Source organism: Calditrichia bacterium, assembly GCA_020634975.1.
Lineage (GTDB): Bacteria > Calditrichota > Calditrichia > RBG-13-44-9 > J075 > JACKAQ01.
Genome location: JACKAQ010000002.1, coordinates 73160 through 92345 on the forward strand (window position 1 = coordinate 73160; position 19186 = coordinate 92345).

General features: G+C 47.9%; 15 protein-coding genes and 2 pseudogenes. 7 read left to right on the plus strand and 10 right to left on the minus strand.

The window, feature by feature from the left end; translation table 11 throughout:
* Positions 1-184: 184 nt before the first annotated feature.
* The 3 genes from H6629_14530 to H6629_14540 all read right to left on the minus strand — a co-directional run bounded on the left by H6629_14530 (position 185) and on the right by H6629_14540 (position 4763).
* Positions 185-1417 (minus strand): HlyC/CorC family transporter, encoded by a 1233-nt coding sequence (locus H6629_14530; protein ID MCB9069012.1) that lies wholly within the window; start codon positions 1415-1417, stop codon positions 185-187.
* A gap of 21 nt (positions 1418-1438) precedes the next feature.
* Positions 1439-4354 (minus strand): insulinase family protein, encoded by a 2916-nt coding sequence (locus tag H6629_14535; protein MCB9069013.1) that lies wholly within the window; start codon positions 4352-4354, stop codon positions 1439-1441.
* A gap of 133 nt (positions 4355-4487) precedes the next feature.
* Positions 4488-4763, minus strand: coding sequence for a DUF2007 domain-containing protein (locus tag H6629_14540; protein MCB9069014.1), 276 nt, complete (start codon positions 4761-4763; stop codon positions 4488-4490).
* A 332-nt stretch (positions 4764-5095) separates the two neighbouring features.
* Here H6629_14540 and H6629_14545 point away from each other — a divergent pair, with 332 nt between their 5' ends.
* A complete protein-coding gene (locus tag H6629_14545) occupies positions 5096-6238 on the plus strand; it encodes an AraC family transcriptional regulator (GenBank protein MCB9069015.1) in 1143 nt (380 codons plus the stop codon).
* Between the two features lie 130 nt (positions 6239-6368).
* Here H6629_14545 and H6629_14550 read toward each other — a convergent pair whose 3' ends face one another.
* The gene (locus H6629_14550) at positions 6369-6659 is read right to left on the minus strand and encodes a hypothetical protein (protein MCB9069016.1); all 291 of its coding nucleotides are present in this window, start codon (positions 6657-6659) and stop codon (positions 6369-6371) included.
* Positions 6660-6894: 235 nt separating this feature from the next.
* On the opposite strand from H6629_14550, the gene H6629_14555 reads away from it, so the two are divergent.
* Positions 6895-7806, plus strand: coding sequence for a T9SS type A sorting domain-containing protein (locus H6629_14555; GenBank protein MCB9069017.1), 912 nt, complete (start codon positions 6895-6897; stop codon positions 7804-7806).
* A gap of 159 nt (positions 7807-7965) precedes the next feature.
* Here H6629_14555 and H6629_14560 read toward each other — a convergent pair whose 3' ends face one another.
* Both H6629_14560 and H6629_14565 read right to left on the minus strand, forming a co-directional pair.
* Complete coding sequence (locus H6629_14560; protein MCB9069018.1) at positions 7966-8703, minus strand: TlpA family protein disulfide reductase; 738 nt, start codon at positions 8701-8703, stop codon at positions 7966-7968.
* Between the two features lie 85 nt (positions 8704-8788).
* Positions 8789-9115 (minus strand): hypothetical protein, encoded by a 327-nt coding sequence (locus tag H6629_14565; GenBank protein MCB9069019.1) that lies wholly within the window; start codon positions 9113-9115, stop codon positions 8789-8791.
* A 303-nt stretch (positions 9116-9418) separates the two neighbouring features.
* Here H6629_14565 and H6629_14570 point away from each other — a divergent pair, with 303 nt between their 5' ends.
* The 5 genes and pseudogenes from H6629_14570 to H6629_14590 all read left to right on the plus strand — a co-directional run bounded on the left by H6629_14570 (position 9419) and on the right by H6629_14590 (position 15376).
* Positions 9419-9925: a PHP domain-containing protein gene (locus H6629_14570; protein ID MCB9069020.1), complete on the plus strand. Its 507-nt coding sequence runs from the start codon at positions 9419-9421 to the stop codon at positions 9923-9925.
* Positions 9888-10862, plus strand: a complete 975-nt coding sequence (locus tag H6629_14575) for a hypothetical protein (protein MCB9069021.1) — start codon at positions 9888-9890, stop codon at positions 10860-10862. Before H6629_14570 ends, H6629_14575 begins: the two co-directional genes overlap by 38 nt.
* Positions 10863-10918: 56 nt before the next feature.
* Positions 10919-12880 (plus strand): DNA polymerase III subunit alpha, encoded by a 1962-nt coding sequence (gene dnaE, locus H6629_14580; protein ID MCB9069022.1) that lies wholly within the window; start codon positions 10919-10921, stop codon positions 12878-12880.
* 279 nt (positions 12881-13159) lie between these two features.
* Positions 13160-14617 carry a family 10 glycosylhydrolase gene (locus H6629_14585; GenBank protein ID MCB9069023.1) on the plus strand — a complete coding sequence of 486 codons (1458 nt, stop codon included), beginning with the start codon at positions 13160-13162 and terminating at the stop codon, positions 14615-14617.
* Between the two features lie 151 nt (positions 14618-14768).
* Positions 14769-15376: pseudogene (locus H6629_14590) on the plus strand (prolyl oligopeptidase family serine peptidase).
* Between the two features lie 86 nt (positions 15377-15462).
* Here the strand turns inward: H6629_14590 and H6629_14595 are convergent.
* From H6629_14595 to H6629_14610, 4 genes and pseudogenes are all read right to left on the minus strand, one after another.
* Positions 15463-16496: pseudogene (locus tag H6629_14595) on the minus strand (sugar kinase).
* Positions 16493-17014, minus strand: a complete 522-nt coding sequence (locus H6629_14600; protein MCB9069024.1) for a gluconokinase — start codon at positions 17012-17014, stop codon at positions 16493-16495. Before H6629_14600 ends, H6629_14595 begins: the two are co-directional and overlap by 4 nt.
* 8 nt (positions 17015-17022) lie before the next feature.
* On the minus strand, positions 17023-17664 hold the full coding sequence (eda, locus tag H6629_14605) for a bifunctional 4-hydroxy-2-oxoglutarate aldolase/2-dehydro-3-deoxy-phosphogluconate aldolase (GenBank protein MCB9069025.1): 642 nt from the start codon (positions 17662-17664) through the stop codon (positions 17023-17025).
* A gap of 20 nt (positions 17665-17684) precedes the next feature.
* Positions 17685-19103: a T9SS type A sorting domain-containing protein gene (locus tag H6629_14610; GenBank protein ID MCB9069026.1), complete on the minus strand. Its 1419-nt coding sequence runs from the start codon at positions 19101-19103 to the stop codon at positions 17685-17687.
* Positions 19104-19186 lie beyond the last annotated feature (83 nt).

The window sequence follows — 19186 nt, forward strand, 5'->3', positions numbered from 1 at the left end:
AAAAAAAATAACCCTGTCACCGGATAAATGGCAGGGGATCATGAATTTATTATCGATTTCTGCTGCAATTGAAATTGTGTGTTCATCTGTTGCAGCCGCTGTATTTGTTCGCAGTTATGAACCATTGTTAAAAATCCCATAAGCTTATAAATATAAGCCATTTCTATGAAAAAGTAAAGACGTTTTAGTCTTTGGGATTTGTGGTTCCCAGCCGAATCATTTTTACATGCTGGATGCGTCGCCGGCTGGCGCTGATCACAATAAACCGGTAATCATCAATTTCTATTTGTTCGTTAATTTTGGGGATGTGTCCGATTTTTACCAACAAATATCCCGCCAGTGTTTCGTAATCACCGTCGGGTATTTTGGTGTTTAGCGATTCGTTGAGGTCATCAATTTCGATGCGCGCGTTGATCATCCATGCGTTGTGGCTCAACTTGCGGATCATCAATTCTTTCGGCGAAAATTCTACATCGATATCGCCAAAAAGCTCGCTGACGAGGTTGGTTGTGGTGACCATCCCCGCAGTGCCGCCGTATTCGTCAAACACAATCGCGATGGAAATATTATTCTGTTTGAAAATGGTGAGCAGTTGTGAGCAGCGTTTGGTATCCGGCACAAACATCACTTCGCGGATGATCGATTGGAGATCCGGCGGATTCTGGAACAGGTCTTTCAGAAAAACTACGCCGACAATCTGATCCAGATTGTCGTGATATACTGGCAATTTGGTGTGTCCGCTTTTTGTGAAATGCCGGTACAGTTCGTCCAACGAAATAGTGTCTTCAACCGCGATCATTTCCGCACGCGGAATAATCGCTTCGCGCACCCGCAGATTGCGGAAGCCGAGCGCGCGCCGCAGATACTCAGCTCCGCGCGGCGTCACATATTCGGCGATGCTCTCGCTTTCGTGCAGCAAAATTTCGATATCCTGATCAGAGAAAAAACGCTGCACTTCGTGATTGCGAAACCCGGCAAAAAACATCAGTGATTCAGAAATTTTACTGATAATTGCAATCATTGGCAAAAACAGGTAATAAAAAAAATGGAGCGGATACGAAACGTATTTGATCACCCAGTCCGCAAGGCTGCGGAAGATGGTTTTCGGTAAAATTTCACCAATGATAAGCGTAAGAAAAACAATGCTTAACCATGTCCATTCCGGATCGATGAATTTGTTAAAATAAATAGTTGCCAGCGTCGCAAAAGCAACGTTGAAAATGTTATTCCCGATCAGTGTGGAATAGAGGAATTTTTCCGGTTTTTCCAAAAAAGGGAGGATAATTGCGGCAATGCGTTCATTTTGACGGCGCCATAATTCCACCCGAACCTTGTTCAGCGAGACAAATGCTGTTTCCGTTCCGGAGAAGAAAAACGACATCAGCAGAGAAAAAATGATGATGATCAGATAGCCCATTTGCGGCGGTTTTGCCCTCGGTTACAACACATTAATAATATTCAGATAATCCGGTTTTTGACGATTTATTTCCTGCAGTGACGATTCGTTTCCGGCAATGGCAACGATGCCGTTATCCCGGAAATAGTCCAGCGCTGCGGCATACGCCGCAAAATCCGCCGGAGTGGTGGACAAAATTTCGTCGCGTAATTTTTGCAAATCGTCGTCCGATTCGCCGATGAGGTAGCGCATCATTGCCGTATTGCCTTTTTCGTCGGGCAATTCGTAGCTGTCAAAATCGCCGATAACGCCAATAATGCTTTTTGTAAGCTCATCCGTATTGATCCGCGCACCGCGCAAAAATTCGCTGCATTGGTCAAATATCTCCAATGTTTTCAGATGGTTAGGATCGCGATACGATAACATCGTGATAATGCCGGAACGCCGGTTAAACTGACACATCGCCCCATACGCGCCGCCCTGAACCCGAACGCGATTCCACAGCCAGCCGGTGCGCAACAATTTGTTGGCAACCAGCGCCGAGCCGTGAAAAGTGTAACCGCTATCAAAAATATTGGCGGCTTTTCCGACAAAATTGATTTTCGCGGGGATACTCAGCCCTTCAAATCCGGTTAACAGTTCGGTTGTCCACGGTTCCCGGTGGACCGGCTTTTGGGGCAGATCGTTGATAAATGCCCGGATTTGCGGCTCTATTTCCCGCCAGTGATCCGCGTCGATGGTGGCGTTGCAAATCAGCGCATCGCGATTGATTAGCGCATCGTGAAACGCCCGGAGATCGGCGACAACGCTATCCCAATCGCTTTCGATCCGCGTAACCAAATCACGTAAAAATATGAGTTGGCTCAGTCCGCCGATTTTTTCGTTAAAGCGCCCGGATTGTGTAAAACAGGCACTTAGCCGGCGCATCACCGTGCCGTGTCCGCTGTTTGTGAGGGCGCTTTCCATTCCGGAACGGGCATCCAGCGCCATTTGCCGGAAGCGATCCCGGTTGTCGAAATTGGGCAGCAGCAACACATCGCGCAGCAGATCCAGCAATTTTCCGGTTTGCGCCGCAGTGGTTTTGCCGTCGAACATCAGCCAGGCTGAGGTTTCCCGCGAATTTTTGGGTGTGTAGGCAATCGGCGATTGCGAAATGCCACCGGTGTCGCGCCCGATCCGTTCGGAAAGCGTGACAAAATCTTCATTTTTTGTGCCCATTTCCAACATCGACCGACCGAATAACGGGAGGTAGGGGAGCAGTCGTTCGGGAATTTGCCGCAAATCGAAGCCGACCGTAAAATACAAAATGCCGCTGGTAAACAAATTGTGATACAACATTGTTTGTTTGCCCGATTCAAGAATGTCGATGGGCAGCGGCGTGTGTTTTTGTTTGAGATCCGACAGTTTCAGCCGGGGGATTTTGGCGAGGTCTTCCGGAGAATCTTGCCGGTTTTGCATGTCGCGCAACAAATGGGTTTCGTTGATAATTTTATTGCGATTATCGTCGGATAATGCTGCGGCAATTTTGTTCAAATGTGCCGTTTCCTCGGCTGCTTCGCGATCCGCCAGTTGCGGATCGGGCACCAGCAACACTCGGGTGCGATGGGTATTTTCGATCAAATATTTCTGGATCATTTTTTCGAACATGCGCGGATTTGCTGCCAAATCTGCTTTCACAGCGGAAAGGACGTTTTCAAAACCGAGCATTTCGATGGGATCGGCGCCAAAAATCCACGGTGACAAAATCCTGCTCATCAGCGAAAGCCCGCGTGGCGTTGAACCGGTATTGTTTTCCCGCAGGCGAAATTCCATGGTGTTCATCGCAGCTTCGATCGTGTTTTGCGACAAGCCTTCCCGCACGATTTGCCGCAGCGAATCGAAGATAACTTTTTCCACTTTTTCCGCATCTTCCGGGTAAATGCCGCGCAAGCCGGTAGTGAAATACATTTCCCTTAAACTGCCGGAAAGACCGTGCCCGGACAAATCGTCGCCTAAACCGGAGTCGATCAGCGCTTTCCACAATGGCGATGCAGGGTTGCCAATCAAAACCTGATCGAGCAGGCTGAAACGCAACCGTTCGGTTAGCACCAGCGTTTCATCCAGTAGCCAGTTGATGGTGACAATCGATTTTTTGGAAATATCCGTGTCCTGCGGGGCGATGTAAACCAGCTTTTCCGTTCGCGGCGATTCGAAGCGCGGCTGCAGCGGAATTTCCCGGTTTACCGGTTGCGGCTCAAATTGGGACAAATATTCATCGAGCATTTCGAGCCGTTTATCTGGCGCATCATCGCCATAAAAATAAACAAACGCGTTGGACGGATGATAATACGTTTCGTGAAATTTTTTGAAATATTCATAGTTGAGTGAGGGAATTTCCTTCGGATCACCGCCGGAATCGACTGCATACAGCCCGTCGGGAAAAATAGAGCGTCGGCTGCCAAAATAAATGGCACGTTCCGGCGATGAGTACGCGCCTTTCATCTCGTTGAACACCACGCCTTTGAAACTCAACGGCGATTCGGCGTTTTCCATTTCGTAATGCCAGCCTTCCTGTTTCAAAATTTCCGGCGAAATGTTCGGGAAAAACACGGCATCGAGATACACATCCACCAAGTTGTAAAAATCCTGTTGATTGGTGCTGGCAACGGGATACACCGTTTTATCCGGATAGGTCAACGCGTTTAAAAAAGTATACATCGAGCCTTTCAGCAGTTCCACAAACGGCTCTTTTACAGGATATTTTCGTGATCCGCACAGCACGGAGTGCTCCAGAATATGTGCCACTCCGTTGGCATTTTCCGGCAAAGTGGGGAACGCAACGCTAAACACCTTGTTTTCATCATCGTTGACAATGGAGAGGACTTCGGCGCCGGTTTTGTTGTGGCGATACCTGTAGGCAATACCGTTAATTTCCGGAATTTTCGATTGTTTGACCAATGTATACGAAGGATGCGACATATTAAATTTTACCAAAGGTTATCGGTTTCGGTTAGCCGAAGTGCGAACGGCACATCAAATTGAATAGCCGAAATGATACAGAATTTTTTTTCGGAATACAATTAAAAATCTTTTCGAGAGGGCGCAGTGCTGATTATTCGGAATCGTCTGCTTCGTCGGTTTCCGGTTCTTCGTATTCGCCGGAAATGTTTTCGGCGATATCTTGCGCGGCTTCCAGATAATTTTCGTCAACCAAAATATAGGGTTGCTCATTGGACGTGTTGAAGCCGGATTCGCCAAACGCGGAACCGAGCCAGTTTTTTTTCAACAAACAGGGAATTTCCTCTGATTTTAAAACATCTGCAATCATTTCCGCAACAATAATGCCGGAAAAGGGGCCGATCTTAACCCATTTTCTTTCCTGTTCCATCTATAGTACCTCCGGTTTTTGCCAATTTTTAGGTCAATTTTCAACGATACATGGTGATAAAAGTTGCACATTGAAGAATGCCGCACCCCGCTTTTCTATTATACAATATAAATCAAGCAATTGAAACTGATTAAGCTGGCGGAAAATTAACAATTATTGTTTTTCGATCAACTAATGGTATCAGTTATTCATTGGGTTCAAATTACCGCTCTCATTTTTCTCAAAACATCCTGGAAAATTTACCCGTAAAACAATTGTAATTTTACGCGAAATGCGCTACTTTTTAAAGCGCCGCCTGCCCAAAAAACCCTAAACGGTGTTTTGCGAAAATCATGACAATTCAACTCAATGTCTGGTCCGTTTTTTACGCCTGCGCTGCTGTGCAGGGCTATTTTCTGGCCGTTATTTTGTTTTCGGTAGCCAAAGGTAGCCGAACCGCAAACCGGTTGCTGGCTTTGCTAATGCTGTTGTTTTCCATCTACTTAAGCGATATTTTTATGAGCAAAGCCGGTCTGTTTTACGAGTGTCCGCATCTGCTGTATTACGGCGTACCGCTGTGGTATTTGTTTGCGCCGCTCTCGTATTTATATGTTCGATACTTGCTTGCCAAGCCGGTTCGCTGGTGCTGGTGGCATATGTTGCATCTTCTCCCGTTTTTTCTGATTATCTACAAATTGTTCCCGTTTTACAGTCTTCCGGCAGAAATCAAAATCCAGTTTTGGACGGGAGTGTTGCAACCGCCCGGTGGCACGATGTATAACTTTTTGTTCAATTTGATGAACCCCGTTCAACTGTTTTTGTATAGCGGATTCATCCTCAAAACCATTTGGCAATATCCCGCGAGACAGGAAAACACAGCCGGCGGCGTTGCTCCCGCGCACTTTCACTGGTTGAAAATTTTTGTCGGATTGATCGCCCTCTTTGCAATTTCTGATTTTGTTATGTGTATTTACTACTTTGTTTACGGCGAAATGGTGACGGAATGGACCCAAATTCCGCTGGCGATTTTTTCATTAATTTTGTATGGTGTGGCGTATCTGGGCATCATTCGCCCGGAGGTGCTTTTTCCGGAAAAGTTACTCCCAAAACGAAATGGCAGTGGGATCAACGGTGCGCAGGCAAAACAATATGCCGCACAATTGGTGCAACTGATGGCATCGGAAAAACCGTTTCTCGATCCCGACCTGAAATATTCTGATCTGGCAATGAAAATGGGTATTTCCACCCGCTATTTGACGGAAATATTGAATCGCGAAATCGGGCAATCCTTCCACGATTTTGTGAACAATTTTCGCGTGAAGGAAGTGCAGGCACGTATGCTCGATCAGGAAAACAGCGATTACACATTGCTTGCAATTGCGATGGATGCCGGTTTCAGCAGCAAATCATCGTTTAACCGGATCTTCAAAAAACACACCGGATTGACCCCGTCACAATTTCTGGCAGACCGGAAATCGCTGCAAGACATGCAATAGTGTTGTTCGTACGGCTAATTTTTGTAGTTGTAACGACGCTTCGTTTCTGCAAAAATGAAAGTGTCTTCGCAAGAATGACCGAGGGTATGTCATTCCTGCGAAGGCAGGAATCTCCGGGCTTTCAACAATGTTATTCGCAAATTAACAAAGCATTGATTTCTGAAAGAATATCTCCTTCGCGATTTTTGCGGTTAACAATCGAAGCCAAATCGTCACAAATTTTAATAAAATCATCCGCCAAAGCAATCTGTTTGTCCCATTCGCCGCAAATGAAGCGACAGCACCGCGAAACTTTTCTACCTTTACTCGCCGCCATAAATTTCAATCCAAATATTTGACAGGGAGTAAACAAATGAATTGTAAAACCATTTATAAAGCGGCGGTAGTTGTTGTGTTTATAGCGACGGTAGCGAGCGCGCAACGGGTAGAAACATTGGTGGCATCGCTAAATGCCAGCGGTGGCATTTCGGTGGATAGCGAGGATTTATTTATGTGGCAGATTTTGGAAATTTGCTCTCAACTGCAACAGGAACAACCGTTTACAAAGTGTCACCCAATGGCAATTATTCGGTTTTTGCAAACGGGTTGTTGGGCGCATCGGGGAATGATTTCGATTCCCAGGGAATTTATTTCAGTCGAGTATTGCCTTAAACAAGGTGAGCAAAATTACGTCCGGCGGTGTGGTCAGCAATTTTGCAACAACCCAGATTTTTTCACCGGTTGGATTGGTGGTTGGCGCGGGCGACACCGTTTACGTGACCAACTGTGCGCCATCGCCGGCACGCATCACCAAAATTACGCCGGATGGTGTCACGAGTGTTTTTGTCAGCGATTCGCTGTTGTGGTGCCCCAACGGATTAACGATGGATGATGCCGGAAATCTCTACACCTGCAATTTCAGCGACGGGAAAGTTATCAAAATAACGCCCGCCGGCGCGGTGAGTGAACTGGCCACGATTCCCGGAAATAACAACGGTCACCTGACGTTTGCGAATGGCAGATTGTATGTGGTTGCCCGCTGTGCCAACCAGATTTATGAAGTGACTTTGGACGGCGAGGTGAGCCTTTTGGCCGGCAGCGGAATTCGCGGCAACGCGGACGGTCCGGCGCTGGAAGCCACATTTTCCCTTCCGAACGGCATTACCGCCAGCTCCACTGGCGATACGTTGTATGTCAACGATGATAAATTTTTGGGCGGTGATTGCATCAACACCCAGCTAAATCCTGTTGCTGTGCGGATGATTATTTTGACGCCAACCGGTGTCGATGCGCCGGACGAATCCCGGATTGAGAATTTTGAACTGAAACAAAATTATCCGAACCCCTTCAATCCGGAAACCACGATCCGTTATGCCTTACCGCAGAATATGCATTTATCGATCAAAATTTTTGACAATAGCGGGCGCGAGCTGCGGACACTGGTGAACACGATCCAGCCTGCCGGTGCCAATGCCGTTGTTTGGGATGGGCGGGATGACGCCGGAAATATCGCTGCATCGGGAATTTATTTTTACCGGCTGCAATCGGAAACCGCTGTTCAAACCCGGAAAATGTTGCTGGTTCGGTAACCGGTTTTTTCGGCGAAACTGTTGGATAGCATCTCACAAAACAGCGTGACACCGGTGGTTTTATGCGGACAGAACCACCGGTTAAAATATCTGTTCTGGTCACAGGGATGACCAAAACACCCATTTTCTTAAGTTCCTGTATATGCTGAAAATAGCGGGCTAATCTGCGCTTTTATTAGAAAATTTGGTTGATAAAGAATTTATTGCAGTTGTCAATTCAGCCAGTTCATCTCCGCCGTGACCGATATACGCAATTTTGCCGTTTTTGTCCACCAAAACATAAAGCGGGATTGAGAAACGGAAATCCGTATTGCTTCCAAAAACACGCCAAAGTGGATCTTGTTTTCCTTTCCCGTTCATAATATGCGGCCAGGTAAGTTCATATTTTTCAATCGTTTTCATGGCTTTGGGGATATATGACTTCGTATCTACATTAACTGCGATGATTTTCAGTTCGTCTTTCAATTCCTTGTCAAGCTGCTGAACCTCGGGAAATTTTTGGATACACACAACACACCACGATGCCCAGAAATCAATCAGGTAATTTGTGCCGAGCAATGATTCTGCAGAAATGGTTGCTCCGTCAATGGTTTGCTCAACAAATTGGGGAACTTTGTCGCCCGTTTTCAGGATCGGAAGATTTGATTCTGATAGTGTGATGAACGAGCCATCCACGGCAATAGAATCGATCACGAAATGTTTACCGCAATATTCAATAATTTGGTTTTTATCTATCCATTCACCTTTTCCATAAATTCGACCGACCGTCATTGTCAATATCGATTTGTATGTTTGTTCCGCGGCTGTAATCGTAAATGTCAAAAACGCCGTCTCCATTCCTTTCTGTGATGCCAATAAGACTTTCACAGGAACCATATTTAAAGACACCTTCTGCACGGTAATGCGGATTCCATCTTAAAATTTTTTTCGATAGTGCCATCACGAGTGGTATAGTGATCGAATATGACTGTGTAGGGCAAGCTTACCGGACCGGAAGCGGTTTGCCGTTCAATCCAGACGACAATTGATGAATCAACTTTGATGGTATATGTTTGGCGTTGATCCGTTGCGCTTCCGAATTGCAAAGCATACTCATTGTCGGACAATCTGTTTTTGTCACTTGAATACCGCCAGGTGCCATGCCTATTTCTGTAGCAGCCCTATTTTCTTCTCCAAACTCAATTAAGGAGATGGACGTTCTTTGTTCATAATTCGTGTTGATCTGTAAATCAATTCTGATCGTTTCCTGCCCCAGCATCACATGAGTAAAACAGAATAACAACATTGGAATGATGCCGTTTTTTCGCATTTTGGCTCCTCTTTTGTCGTTTTTGAGGTTACACGTCGGAAATCGCTGAAAAACATTGCGATTTAAAATGTATCAAATCTGGTTCGGGTTATTTTTTCAAAGGCTTTTAAAAGTTAGTCACGCAAGCTGATAATTCAAAACTCAATTTACTCAAAAGAAAATCATCGCGGATTGCGATTTTGATTTCTGACGAAAGCGTCATTTTCGAATTTATTCCAATTTGCATTTTCGGGGTCAGACGCCTAAATTTATCGGCGAAGTAAAACAGACAACCGGAAAATTTGTAAAAAAGGAGCTGTATTTTTGGATTACGTTCACCTGCATAATCACACGGAATTCAGCCTGCTGGACGGCGCGAACAGCGTCAAAAAGCTGGTCGCAAAAGCAGTGGAATATAACATGCCGGCGTTGGCAATTACCGATCATGGGAACATGTTCGGGGCGCTGGAATTTTACAAACAGTGTAAAAGTGCAGGTATCAAACCGATTATCGGGATGGAAGCGTATATGGCGCCGGGCAATCGCCGCGACCGGAAAATTCGCGGTGTCGGCAATAATACGGCGTATCACCTGCTCATTCTCGCCAAAAACAACACCGGTTACCGCAATCTGATGAAGCTTTCCAGCTACGCCTATCTGGAAGGATTTTATTACAAACCACGCATCGATAAAGAGCTGCTCCGCAAATACAGCGAAGGGCTGATTGTCACATCCGCCTGCATGAGCGGGGAAATTTCCTCATTTCTGCAAGCCGGCGACAAAAAAGGGCGCGATGAAATGCGTGGACGAATACCGCGATATTTTCGGTGATGATTATTATATGGAAATCCAGAATCACAACATTCCCGATGAAGTGATTTACGATAAAGTCTACAGCCTCGCCAAAGAAATGAACGTCCCGGTGATCGCCACCAACGATTGCCATTATCTCAACAAAGGGCATCACGATTCGCACGATGTGCTGGTGTGCATCAGCTCCGGCAAAACCGTGAACGATCCGAAACGGTTGCGTTACGGCACCACCGAGCTGTATGTCAAAAATGTTGATGAAATGTATAAAATGTTTCCCGGAAAAGCGGAGGCGCTGGAACGCACGCTGGAAATCGCCGAAAAAATCGATGTCGAGATCGAAATGGGCGTTCACAAATTGCCCAATTTCCCGCTGCCGGAAGAAGACAAAGACCTTTCGCTGGATGATTTTCTCAAAAAATTATCGTTCAAAGGTGTTGCCAAAAAATACGGCGACATCGATAACACGCTCGAAGAACGGCTGAAATACGAACTGTCGGTGATCGAAAAAACCGGTTTTGCCGGTTACTTTCTCATCGTGCAGGATTTTATCAATCACGCCCGCGAACAGGGCATTCCGGTAGGATTGGGACGCGGTTCCGCTGCCGGAAGCATGGTCGCGTATGCGTTGGGCATCACCAATGTGGACCCGATTCGCTACGATTTGCTGTTCGAACGATTCCTCAATCCGGAACGGATTTCGATGCCGGATATCGACATCGATTTCTGCTTTGAACGCCGTGAAGAAGTGATCGATTACGTTCGCCAAAAATATGGCGAAGAGAACGTGGCGCAAATTATCACGTTCGGAACGATGCTCTCGAAAGGCGTCATTCGCGATGTGGCGCGGGCGCTGGAAATCGATTTGAAAGACGCCGATCGCATTTCCAAACTGATTCCGGTGTTTCAGGGCAAACCGATGAAGCTGGAAAAAGCCTTCGAGGAAATCCCGAACTGAAGGAAATTGCCCAAACCAACGATCCGAAATTTCAGGAGCTGATTCGCCACGCAAAAGTGCTGGAAGGGCTTTCCCGCCATTCCTCCGTGCATGCTGCGGGCATTATCATCGCACCGGAAGACATCACCAATTTTGTGCCGCTGTATCAAACCGAAGATGCGAATAAACAAAAGGTTACGACTACTCAATTTACGATGGGCGGCTGCGAGGAAATCGGGCTGCTGAAGATGGACTTCCTCGGTTTGCGAACGCTAACGGTGATCAGCAAATGTGTGGATATGGTCCAAAAACGCGGTATCAAAATCGATATCGACGAAATTCCGCTGGACGATCCGGCGACGTATGAAATTTTCTGCGACGGCAGCACGGTGGGCATTTTCCAGTTTGAATCGAAAGGGATGCAGGAATATTTGCGCAAACTGCAACCCAACCGCATCGAAGACCTCATCGCGATGAACGCGCTGTATCGCCCGGGTCCGATGGAAAATATCGATACCTACATTGACCGGAAATTCGGTCGCCAAAAAATGGAATATTTGCACCCGCTTTTGGAACCGATTTTGAAGGAAACCAACGGGATCATCGTTTATCAGGAACAGGTGATGCGGGTGGCGTCCGATCTGGCGGGATTCAGTCTCGGCAAAGCAGATATTTTACGTCGCGCAATGGGCAAGAAAAAGCTCGATTTGATGGCAAAAATGGAGGTGGAATTTGTCGAAGGCTGCGCCAAAAAGAATATCGACGCAAAAACCGCCAAAGAGATTTATCAGTTAATTTTCAAGTTCGCGAGTTACGGATTTAACAAATCACACTCGGCGGCGTATTCGATTCTGGCGTATCAAACGGCGTATCTCAAACGGCATTATCCGGCGGAATTTATGGCGGCAACGCTCACGTCGGAAATTAACGATTCCAAACGATTGGTAGTGCTCATCGACGAATGCAAACGGATGGGGCTGGAAGTGGTTCGCCCGGATATCCAGTATTCCGGCGCGCTGTTCGATGTGCCGGAAGATCGCAAAGTCAGCTTCGGTTTGACCGCCATCAAAGGCGTCGGGAAAGGTGCCATCCAAACGATTATCGATGCCCGCGAACGTGTCGGATCATTCACCAATATTTTCGATTTCGCCAAAGAACTCGATTTGCGCGCCTGCAACAAAAAGGTGTTCGAAGCGCTGGTTCAGGCCGGTGCATTCGATTCGCTGGAAGGCAATCGCGCCCAGAAATTTGCGGTTATCGAAATGGCGCTCTCGTTCGGTCAAAAATGTCAGGAAAAAGAGCAGAACAAATCGCAAATCAGCCTGTTCGATATGCCATCGGATAACGGCGATACGTTGGCGGAATCGCTGCTGCAATACCCGCCGATGCCCGCTATCGAGGAATGGCCGCTCAAAGACAAGTTGCAACGGGAAAAGGATTTGCTCGGATTTTACATCAGCGGTCACCCGATCGACAAATATGCCAACGAAATCAAATTATTTTCCACCGTCGATTGGGATAAACCGGAAACCTATCGCCCCGGAACGGTCGTCAAACTTCCCGCGATGATTAGCATTCTGAAACGGCACATGGATCGCAAAGGTCGCTTTATGGCTTTTGTGACGTTTGAAGATAAATTTAATTCCTTTGAAGGTGTTGTTTTTTCCAGCACTTACGAAAAATATGCCGAATATCTCCGCGACGGTGAAATTGTGTTCGTCACCGGAAAAGTGGACGATGCCGGCGACCAAACCCTGAAAATGCTGGTGGATGAGGTAATCCCGATGAGCGAATCCCGCAACCGGATGGCCGGTTCGATAAAACTGAAAGTGGACACGAGCAATATTTCGGAAGATCAAATTGACGATCTCTATCGCCTGATCCAAAACAGTCGCGGCTCAATTCCGTTATTTTTTAACGTTTACACCAACGGCAATGGCGAAGCGCTGTTGCTGAAATCCCGGCGATTCAAAGTGCTGCCAACGGATGATTTTTGGTGGAAGCCCGCAAAATTCTGGGTGACTCCGCGGTCGAAGTAACCTGATTTTTCGCGATTGATATTCACAAAACGTTTTGCCGCTGTGACACGGATGTTCACGGATGATGAACTATTGTTGAAAATTATATTTTTTAAATCTGCGTTTATCCGCGAAAATCCGCGGCCAAACGGTTGTCTTTCTTTTGAAATTGCTGAACCTGTTTCCCAATCACAATTAACAATTTTGGTGCCCCGTGCGAAATCTGCAAATCCGGCAATTCAGCCTGTGTTTTTCTCACTATTTTTTTGACAACCTGCGCAACCCGCAAACCCGCTACGGTTGAAATTCCGTCTGATATTCCCCAAATTTCCGGGAATTCCGGGCGGTTTGGGTCGCAACTGTGGCGAATATCGATTGCCCTGTGAACCGGGACTCTCGCCAGAAATACAGCGGCAGGAAGCGATTGCCATTCTCGACAGCGTCAAATCGCTGAATATGAACGCGGTTATTTTTCAGGTTCGCCCGCAATGCGATGCGTTGTATTTGAGCACGCTGGAGCCGTGGTCGTATTATCTGACCGGCAATCAGGGTGTGCCGCCCGTGCCATTTTACGATCCGCTGGAATTTTGGGTTCGCGAAGCCCACAAACGGGGACTGGAATTGCATGCGTGGTTTAATCCGTATCGCGCCCACCATCCCTCCGGCGGCGCAATTTCCGAACATTCGATTGTCAAAAAAATGCCTGGATTGGCCAAAGATTTGCAAAACGGCTATTGGTGGCTCGATCCGTCCGTGGCGGAAACCCAGCAGCATTCGCTGGATGTGATAATGGATGTCGTCCGGCGATACGATATCGACGGTGTGCATATGGATGATTATTTTTATCCCTACAACAACGGCGAATTTCCGGATAACGACAGTTGGGAAAACTATCTCGCCGGTGGCGGAAAATTGAACCGGAAAGACTGGCGTCGCGATCACGTCAATCGTTTTATAAAAACACTGTACGAATCGATCAAATCCGAAAAACCGCAGGTGCGTTTCGGGCTGAGCCCGTTCGGCATCTGGCGACCGGGCAATCCGCCGTCCATTCGCGGATACGATCAGTTTAACATGCTTTACGCTGACGCTAAATTGTGGCTCAATGAAGGATGGATCGATTATTGGTCACCGCAATTGTATTGGCCGGTGAACCAGATTGACCAGAGTTATCCGGTGCTGCTCGGCTGGTGGTCGCGCGAAAACCGGCATTCGCGGCACATTTGGCCGGGATTGTTTACCAGCCGATACGGCAACGATGAAAATACGCGGGAAATTATCAGCCAGATTATGATCGAGCGGGGTTTCCAGCATGAAAATCCGGGTCACATTCATTTCAGTATGCGTGCGTTGATGAACGACAGCAGCGCGATCGCCGGAAATTTGCGCAGCGGACCGTATCGACGTCCGGCGTTGCCGCCCGCTTTTCCCTGGCTGAGCAATGACGCTCCGGCTGCACCGGAAATCAATTGCAGCATCAGCGGCGATTCCATTCTCGTGAAATGGTCGCATCCGGATTCGCAAAATATCTATCGCTGGGTGGTTCAGACACAATATGAAAGCGGTTGGTCTGCCCAAATTCTCGGACGATTTGATCGCCAAATCACGCTACCGATGACCCAATCTGTTCTGTCGAAAGAGCAATCAACCGACAGCACCCAAGTTTATCAAGAATGGAGTTTACAAACGATTGCTGTTTCTGCAGTCGATCAATTGAATAACAAAAGTTTGCCGGTGACATTTTTGGTTTCACCGTAAATTTTGAGAAACAATAGGAGTTAAAAAATTGCGAAAACTGATTTTATTTACCGGCTTTTTTGCCAGTCTATTATTTTGGCAATGTGCGGCGTCCAAACCGCCGGTTGCTGCGGGTGAACAAACGGCACAAACATTTCAACGGGAAATAAAAATGACCGTTGCCGGTGAATATCTGTTGTATTTGCCACAAAATTATGAAACGAGCAAAGATAAATGGCCGCTGATGCTGTTTTTGCACGGCGCCGGCGAACGCGGGGATGATTTGGAAAAAGTGAAAGTTCACGGCCCGCCAAAACTGGTTGCCAATGGAAAAGAATTTCCATTTGTGCTGGTTTCGCCGCAATGCCCGGAAGGAATGTGGTGGTCAACCGATGTGCTCGATGCGTTGCTCAATGAAATTACGGAAAATTACAACATCGATGAAAACCGGATTTATGTGACCGGATTAAGCATGGGCGGATTTGGCACGTGGGCGTTGGCGGAAAAATATCCGCATCGGTTTGCTGCGATTGCGCCAGTTTGCGGCGGGGGAGATCCGGCGGCGGTGCCCACATTTTCACATCTGCCGGTTTGGGTGTTCCACGGCGCGAAAGATAATGTTGTGCCCATCGATCGCTCCGAAGCAATGGTGAACGAACTGAAAAGAATGGCGCAGATGTGCAATTTACCGTTTACCCGGAAGCCGGGCACGATTCGTGGACGGAAACCTACGATAATCCCGCGCTCTACGAATGGTTTTTGAAACAACGCCGCAAATAATGTTGGGTCAATAATTTAACAAAAGTGCCGGACATTTTCGAAATTGAAATGCCCGGCACCTGATTAATTATTTCAACAATCAAAAATTAACGTTCCACCCGACCGGAACCGCTGCCACCCGCCAGTTTTTCAACCTCACTGACAGAAACCAGATTGAAATCGCCGGGAATTGTTTGCTTCAGACAGGATGCAGCAACGGCAAATTCCAGCGCATCTTTGCTGCTCGATTTGGTAAGCAATCCGTAAATTAATCCGCTGGCGAACGAATCACCGCCGCCCACGCGATCAACAATTTGAATATCGTAGCGTTTCGAGCGATACGGTTCGGCGCAATCACCGTCATCCAAAAGCATGGCACTCCAGCCATTGCGCGAGGCGGAAAAGCTCTCCCGCAGGGTGATTGCGACAGTTTTGAAATTGTAAGTTTTTTTCAACGCTTTCGCCACGCGAAAATAAGCGGCTTCGTCGAGCGTTGCGGCGTCAACATCGGTGTGTCCGGCTTTCAACCCGAGGCTTTTTTCGGCGTCCTCTTCGTTGGCAATGCAGACATCCACATACGCCATTAGCGGTTGCATCGTTGCCTGCGCTTCGGCTTCGCTCCACAATTTCTGCCGAAAATTGAGATCGCAGCTCACCGTAACGCCGGCGGCTTTTGCGGCTTTGCAGGCTTCGATAATTGCGGCACGCGGTTTCTCGCCCAGCGCCGGCGTTATGCCCGTCCAGTGAAACCAGCTTGCACCGCTAAATACCTGTTTCCAATCAACTTCGCCCGGTTCAATTTCTGCTACTGCGGCGTGTGCGCGATCGTAAACGACCTTTGACGGACGTTGGCTGGCACCGGTTTCCAAAAATAAATGCCCACGCGATCACCTTTTCGCACGATAAAATCTTCCTTCACGCCGAAGCGCCGCAGGTGGTTGACCGCTGACTGCCCGATTTCGTGTTTCGGCAACCGCGACACAAAATAGCTTTCCAGACCGTAGTTGGACAGCGCCACCGCAACGTTGGCTTCGCCGCCGCCGTAAGTAACATCAAATTGCTGCGCCTGCACAAATCGGGTGAATCCCGGTGTCGATAGGCGCAACATTATTTCGCCAAAAGTAACCACTTTCTTGCTCATTTTTTCTTCTCCAACAGTTGAATCCATTTTATTTGCTGTTTGATGTGCCGGAAAATTTCCTCCGGCGATTGGGAAACATCAATTTTCGGGATGCCGGGCGATGGCTCCAGTGTTTCAAACTGGCTTTTCAGCAATGCTTCCGGCATGAAATGCGTATCGCGATTGGCGATGCGTTCGCGAATCAACTCGAAATCGCCGTGCAAATGAACAAACCAGACTTCGCTGCGAACCAGCAGGGTTAGCAATCGGCGAATGCGGGTGGTCAGCGCAGAGCAGGTGACCACAACCGGCGAAATTTCCGCATTGATTGCGGCTGCCAGCGATTCGATCCACGGTCCGCGATCCGCCTCCGTGAGCGGTTCGCCACGCGACATCTTTTGGATATTCACATCCGGGTGATGGTCGTCGCCTTCGATGAAAATCATGCCCGTTTGACCGGCGATAAATTTGCCGATCGTCGATTTTCCGCAGCCGGATACGCCCATCAAAACTATTGTTTTTAATGAAATTGCAGACATAAAATACCTCAGCGGACGCTTTGAATGCTTTGCCGGAGGATTCGGGCATTTTCGGTTAATTTGGCAAAATTGCCGTCTGCAATTGCCTGTTTGTCCAGCAACGCTCCGCCGACGCCAACAGCACATGCACCGGCTTTCAGCCAGTCACCCGCGTTGGTCAGCGAAACGCCGCCGGTGGGCATCAGGCTCAGGTGCGGCATCGGTGCTTTGATCGCTTTGAAAAAGGGCATCCCGACCACATCTGCCGGGAAAACCTTCACGATATCTGCACCGGCTTCGTGGGCGGTCAAAATTTCGGTTGGTGTGAAACAGCCCGGCATCACCGGCAAATTGTATCGATGCGCCGTTTGGACAATCTCCGTTTTGAAAATGGGACTGACCACATATTTTGCACCCGCGTTGATCGCCAGTCGTGCCGTTTCCGAATCGAGCACGGAGCCGACACCGATGAGCACTTCGCCGGGCAATTCCCGCGATGCTTCTTCGATCACTTTCAGCGCGTTGGGCGTAGTCATCGTAATTTCCAGCGCGGAAATACCGCCTTCCAGCAATGCCTCCGCCACTCGCAACAGCTTCTGCGAATCGCTCATTCGGATCACCGCGACTGCGCCATCATCGATTATTTTTTGAACAATTTCAAATCGAGACATTTTTTCTCCGAAAAATAATTTTATTTTAACAATAACATTTTCAACAGTTTAGATACGCCGGATGTTTCCAGTCGCGCAAAATACACACCGCTGGCGACCGTTGCTGCATCCCAGACAACGGAATATTCGCCGCTATTCTTGTGTCCGTTCACCAATGTTTGAACCGCTCTGCCATTCGCATCAAAAATTCGCAACGTTACCATTCCTGGGGTTGCAATTTGGTATTTGATCGTCGTTTGCGGATTGAACGGATTGGGGTAGTTTTGCAGCAATTCCGGCGAATCCGGCAGTGCATCGGATCGATCGTTTATGCCCGTTATCACGCCCGAAACAACCGTATCGATATTCGAAAACGTTGAATTTACATCCCAATTTTCCGCACGAACGCGGTAATAAAATGTGAGATTCGGCGGCAAAAAGGCATCCGAATAGGTCGTCACATTTGCGTCCACCGTGGCAACATTCACCCAATCTGTGCCGTTCATGGAGCGCTGGATCAGGAAATTGGTTTCGTTGTCAGACAAATCCATCCAGTTCAGGTCAATTTGGGTGATGGAAACAACCGTTGCCGAAAAATCAGCAGGCGTTTCGGGCGCAACGCCGCTTTCTGGCTCTTCGATTGAGAAAGATTCGAATCGCACCTGCTCATCCCGCAAATATGAGGGGCTATTCAGGCTGCGGTAAATGCCCCATTTCGGTCGGTTGAAGGATGCGCCGTCGCGCCACATATCGAGCAGATAATTGCTGTAAAACAGTGCAGTTGTGCCATCCTGCTTTTTAACTTCCAACTCAATCTTGCCGGTTTCGGAATACAGCACGCGGCAGGTGGCTGCCAGCCATTGCCCTTTCAGTTCGGGCAAATCCGTGCGGATAACGGTCGTTTGACCGCTGTTGGATGGTGCAAAACGCAATTCCATTTGGTCTGGATTGCCGTATCGCAACGTGATGGTGATGATCGGCATTGAATCGTCGCTGCCGCCTTTGGGCTTGATTTGAAAGACATGCGTAAAATTCGGCGATGCCTGAAATGCGCTGTCCAGTTTGAATTTCCAGCGATAAATATGCGTTTCGCCAAATGTGCCGACCAGATTTGCGGGCGAGGGATCATAAGTTTTGATCTCGTTGCGCTGCCGGTCAAAATTGATGCAGCGATCGTTATCCGGCGTAGCGTGAATGTGGAACACAAATACGTTGGTTTGCAAAACATCGTCCCATTCTTCGGTGATGTGCCGACCGAAATCGCCGTGTCCGCAGTCCGGCACTTCGTGGGCTGTGCCGCCCAAAATGCTGTCGATTAATTCGTAAGTATTGCCCGGACCGTCGGCACTTAAAACCACCGGTTGTGCGGATGCACTGGCAAGCCATCCGATCCACATTGCCAGAAATACCCATCTGGTCAACCCGGATTTGTTCATCTGAAAATTAATTTTTGATAACAATTCCAAACCCTCCGAAAAAATAAAATTGATTCTTACTTTTATAGCTTCAAAAAAACCGGATTGAAAGTTGGAGAATCCTCTAT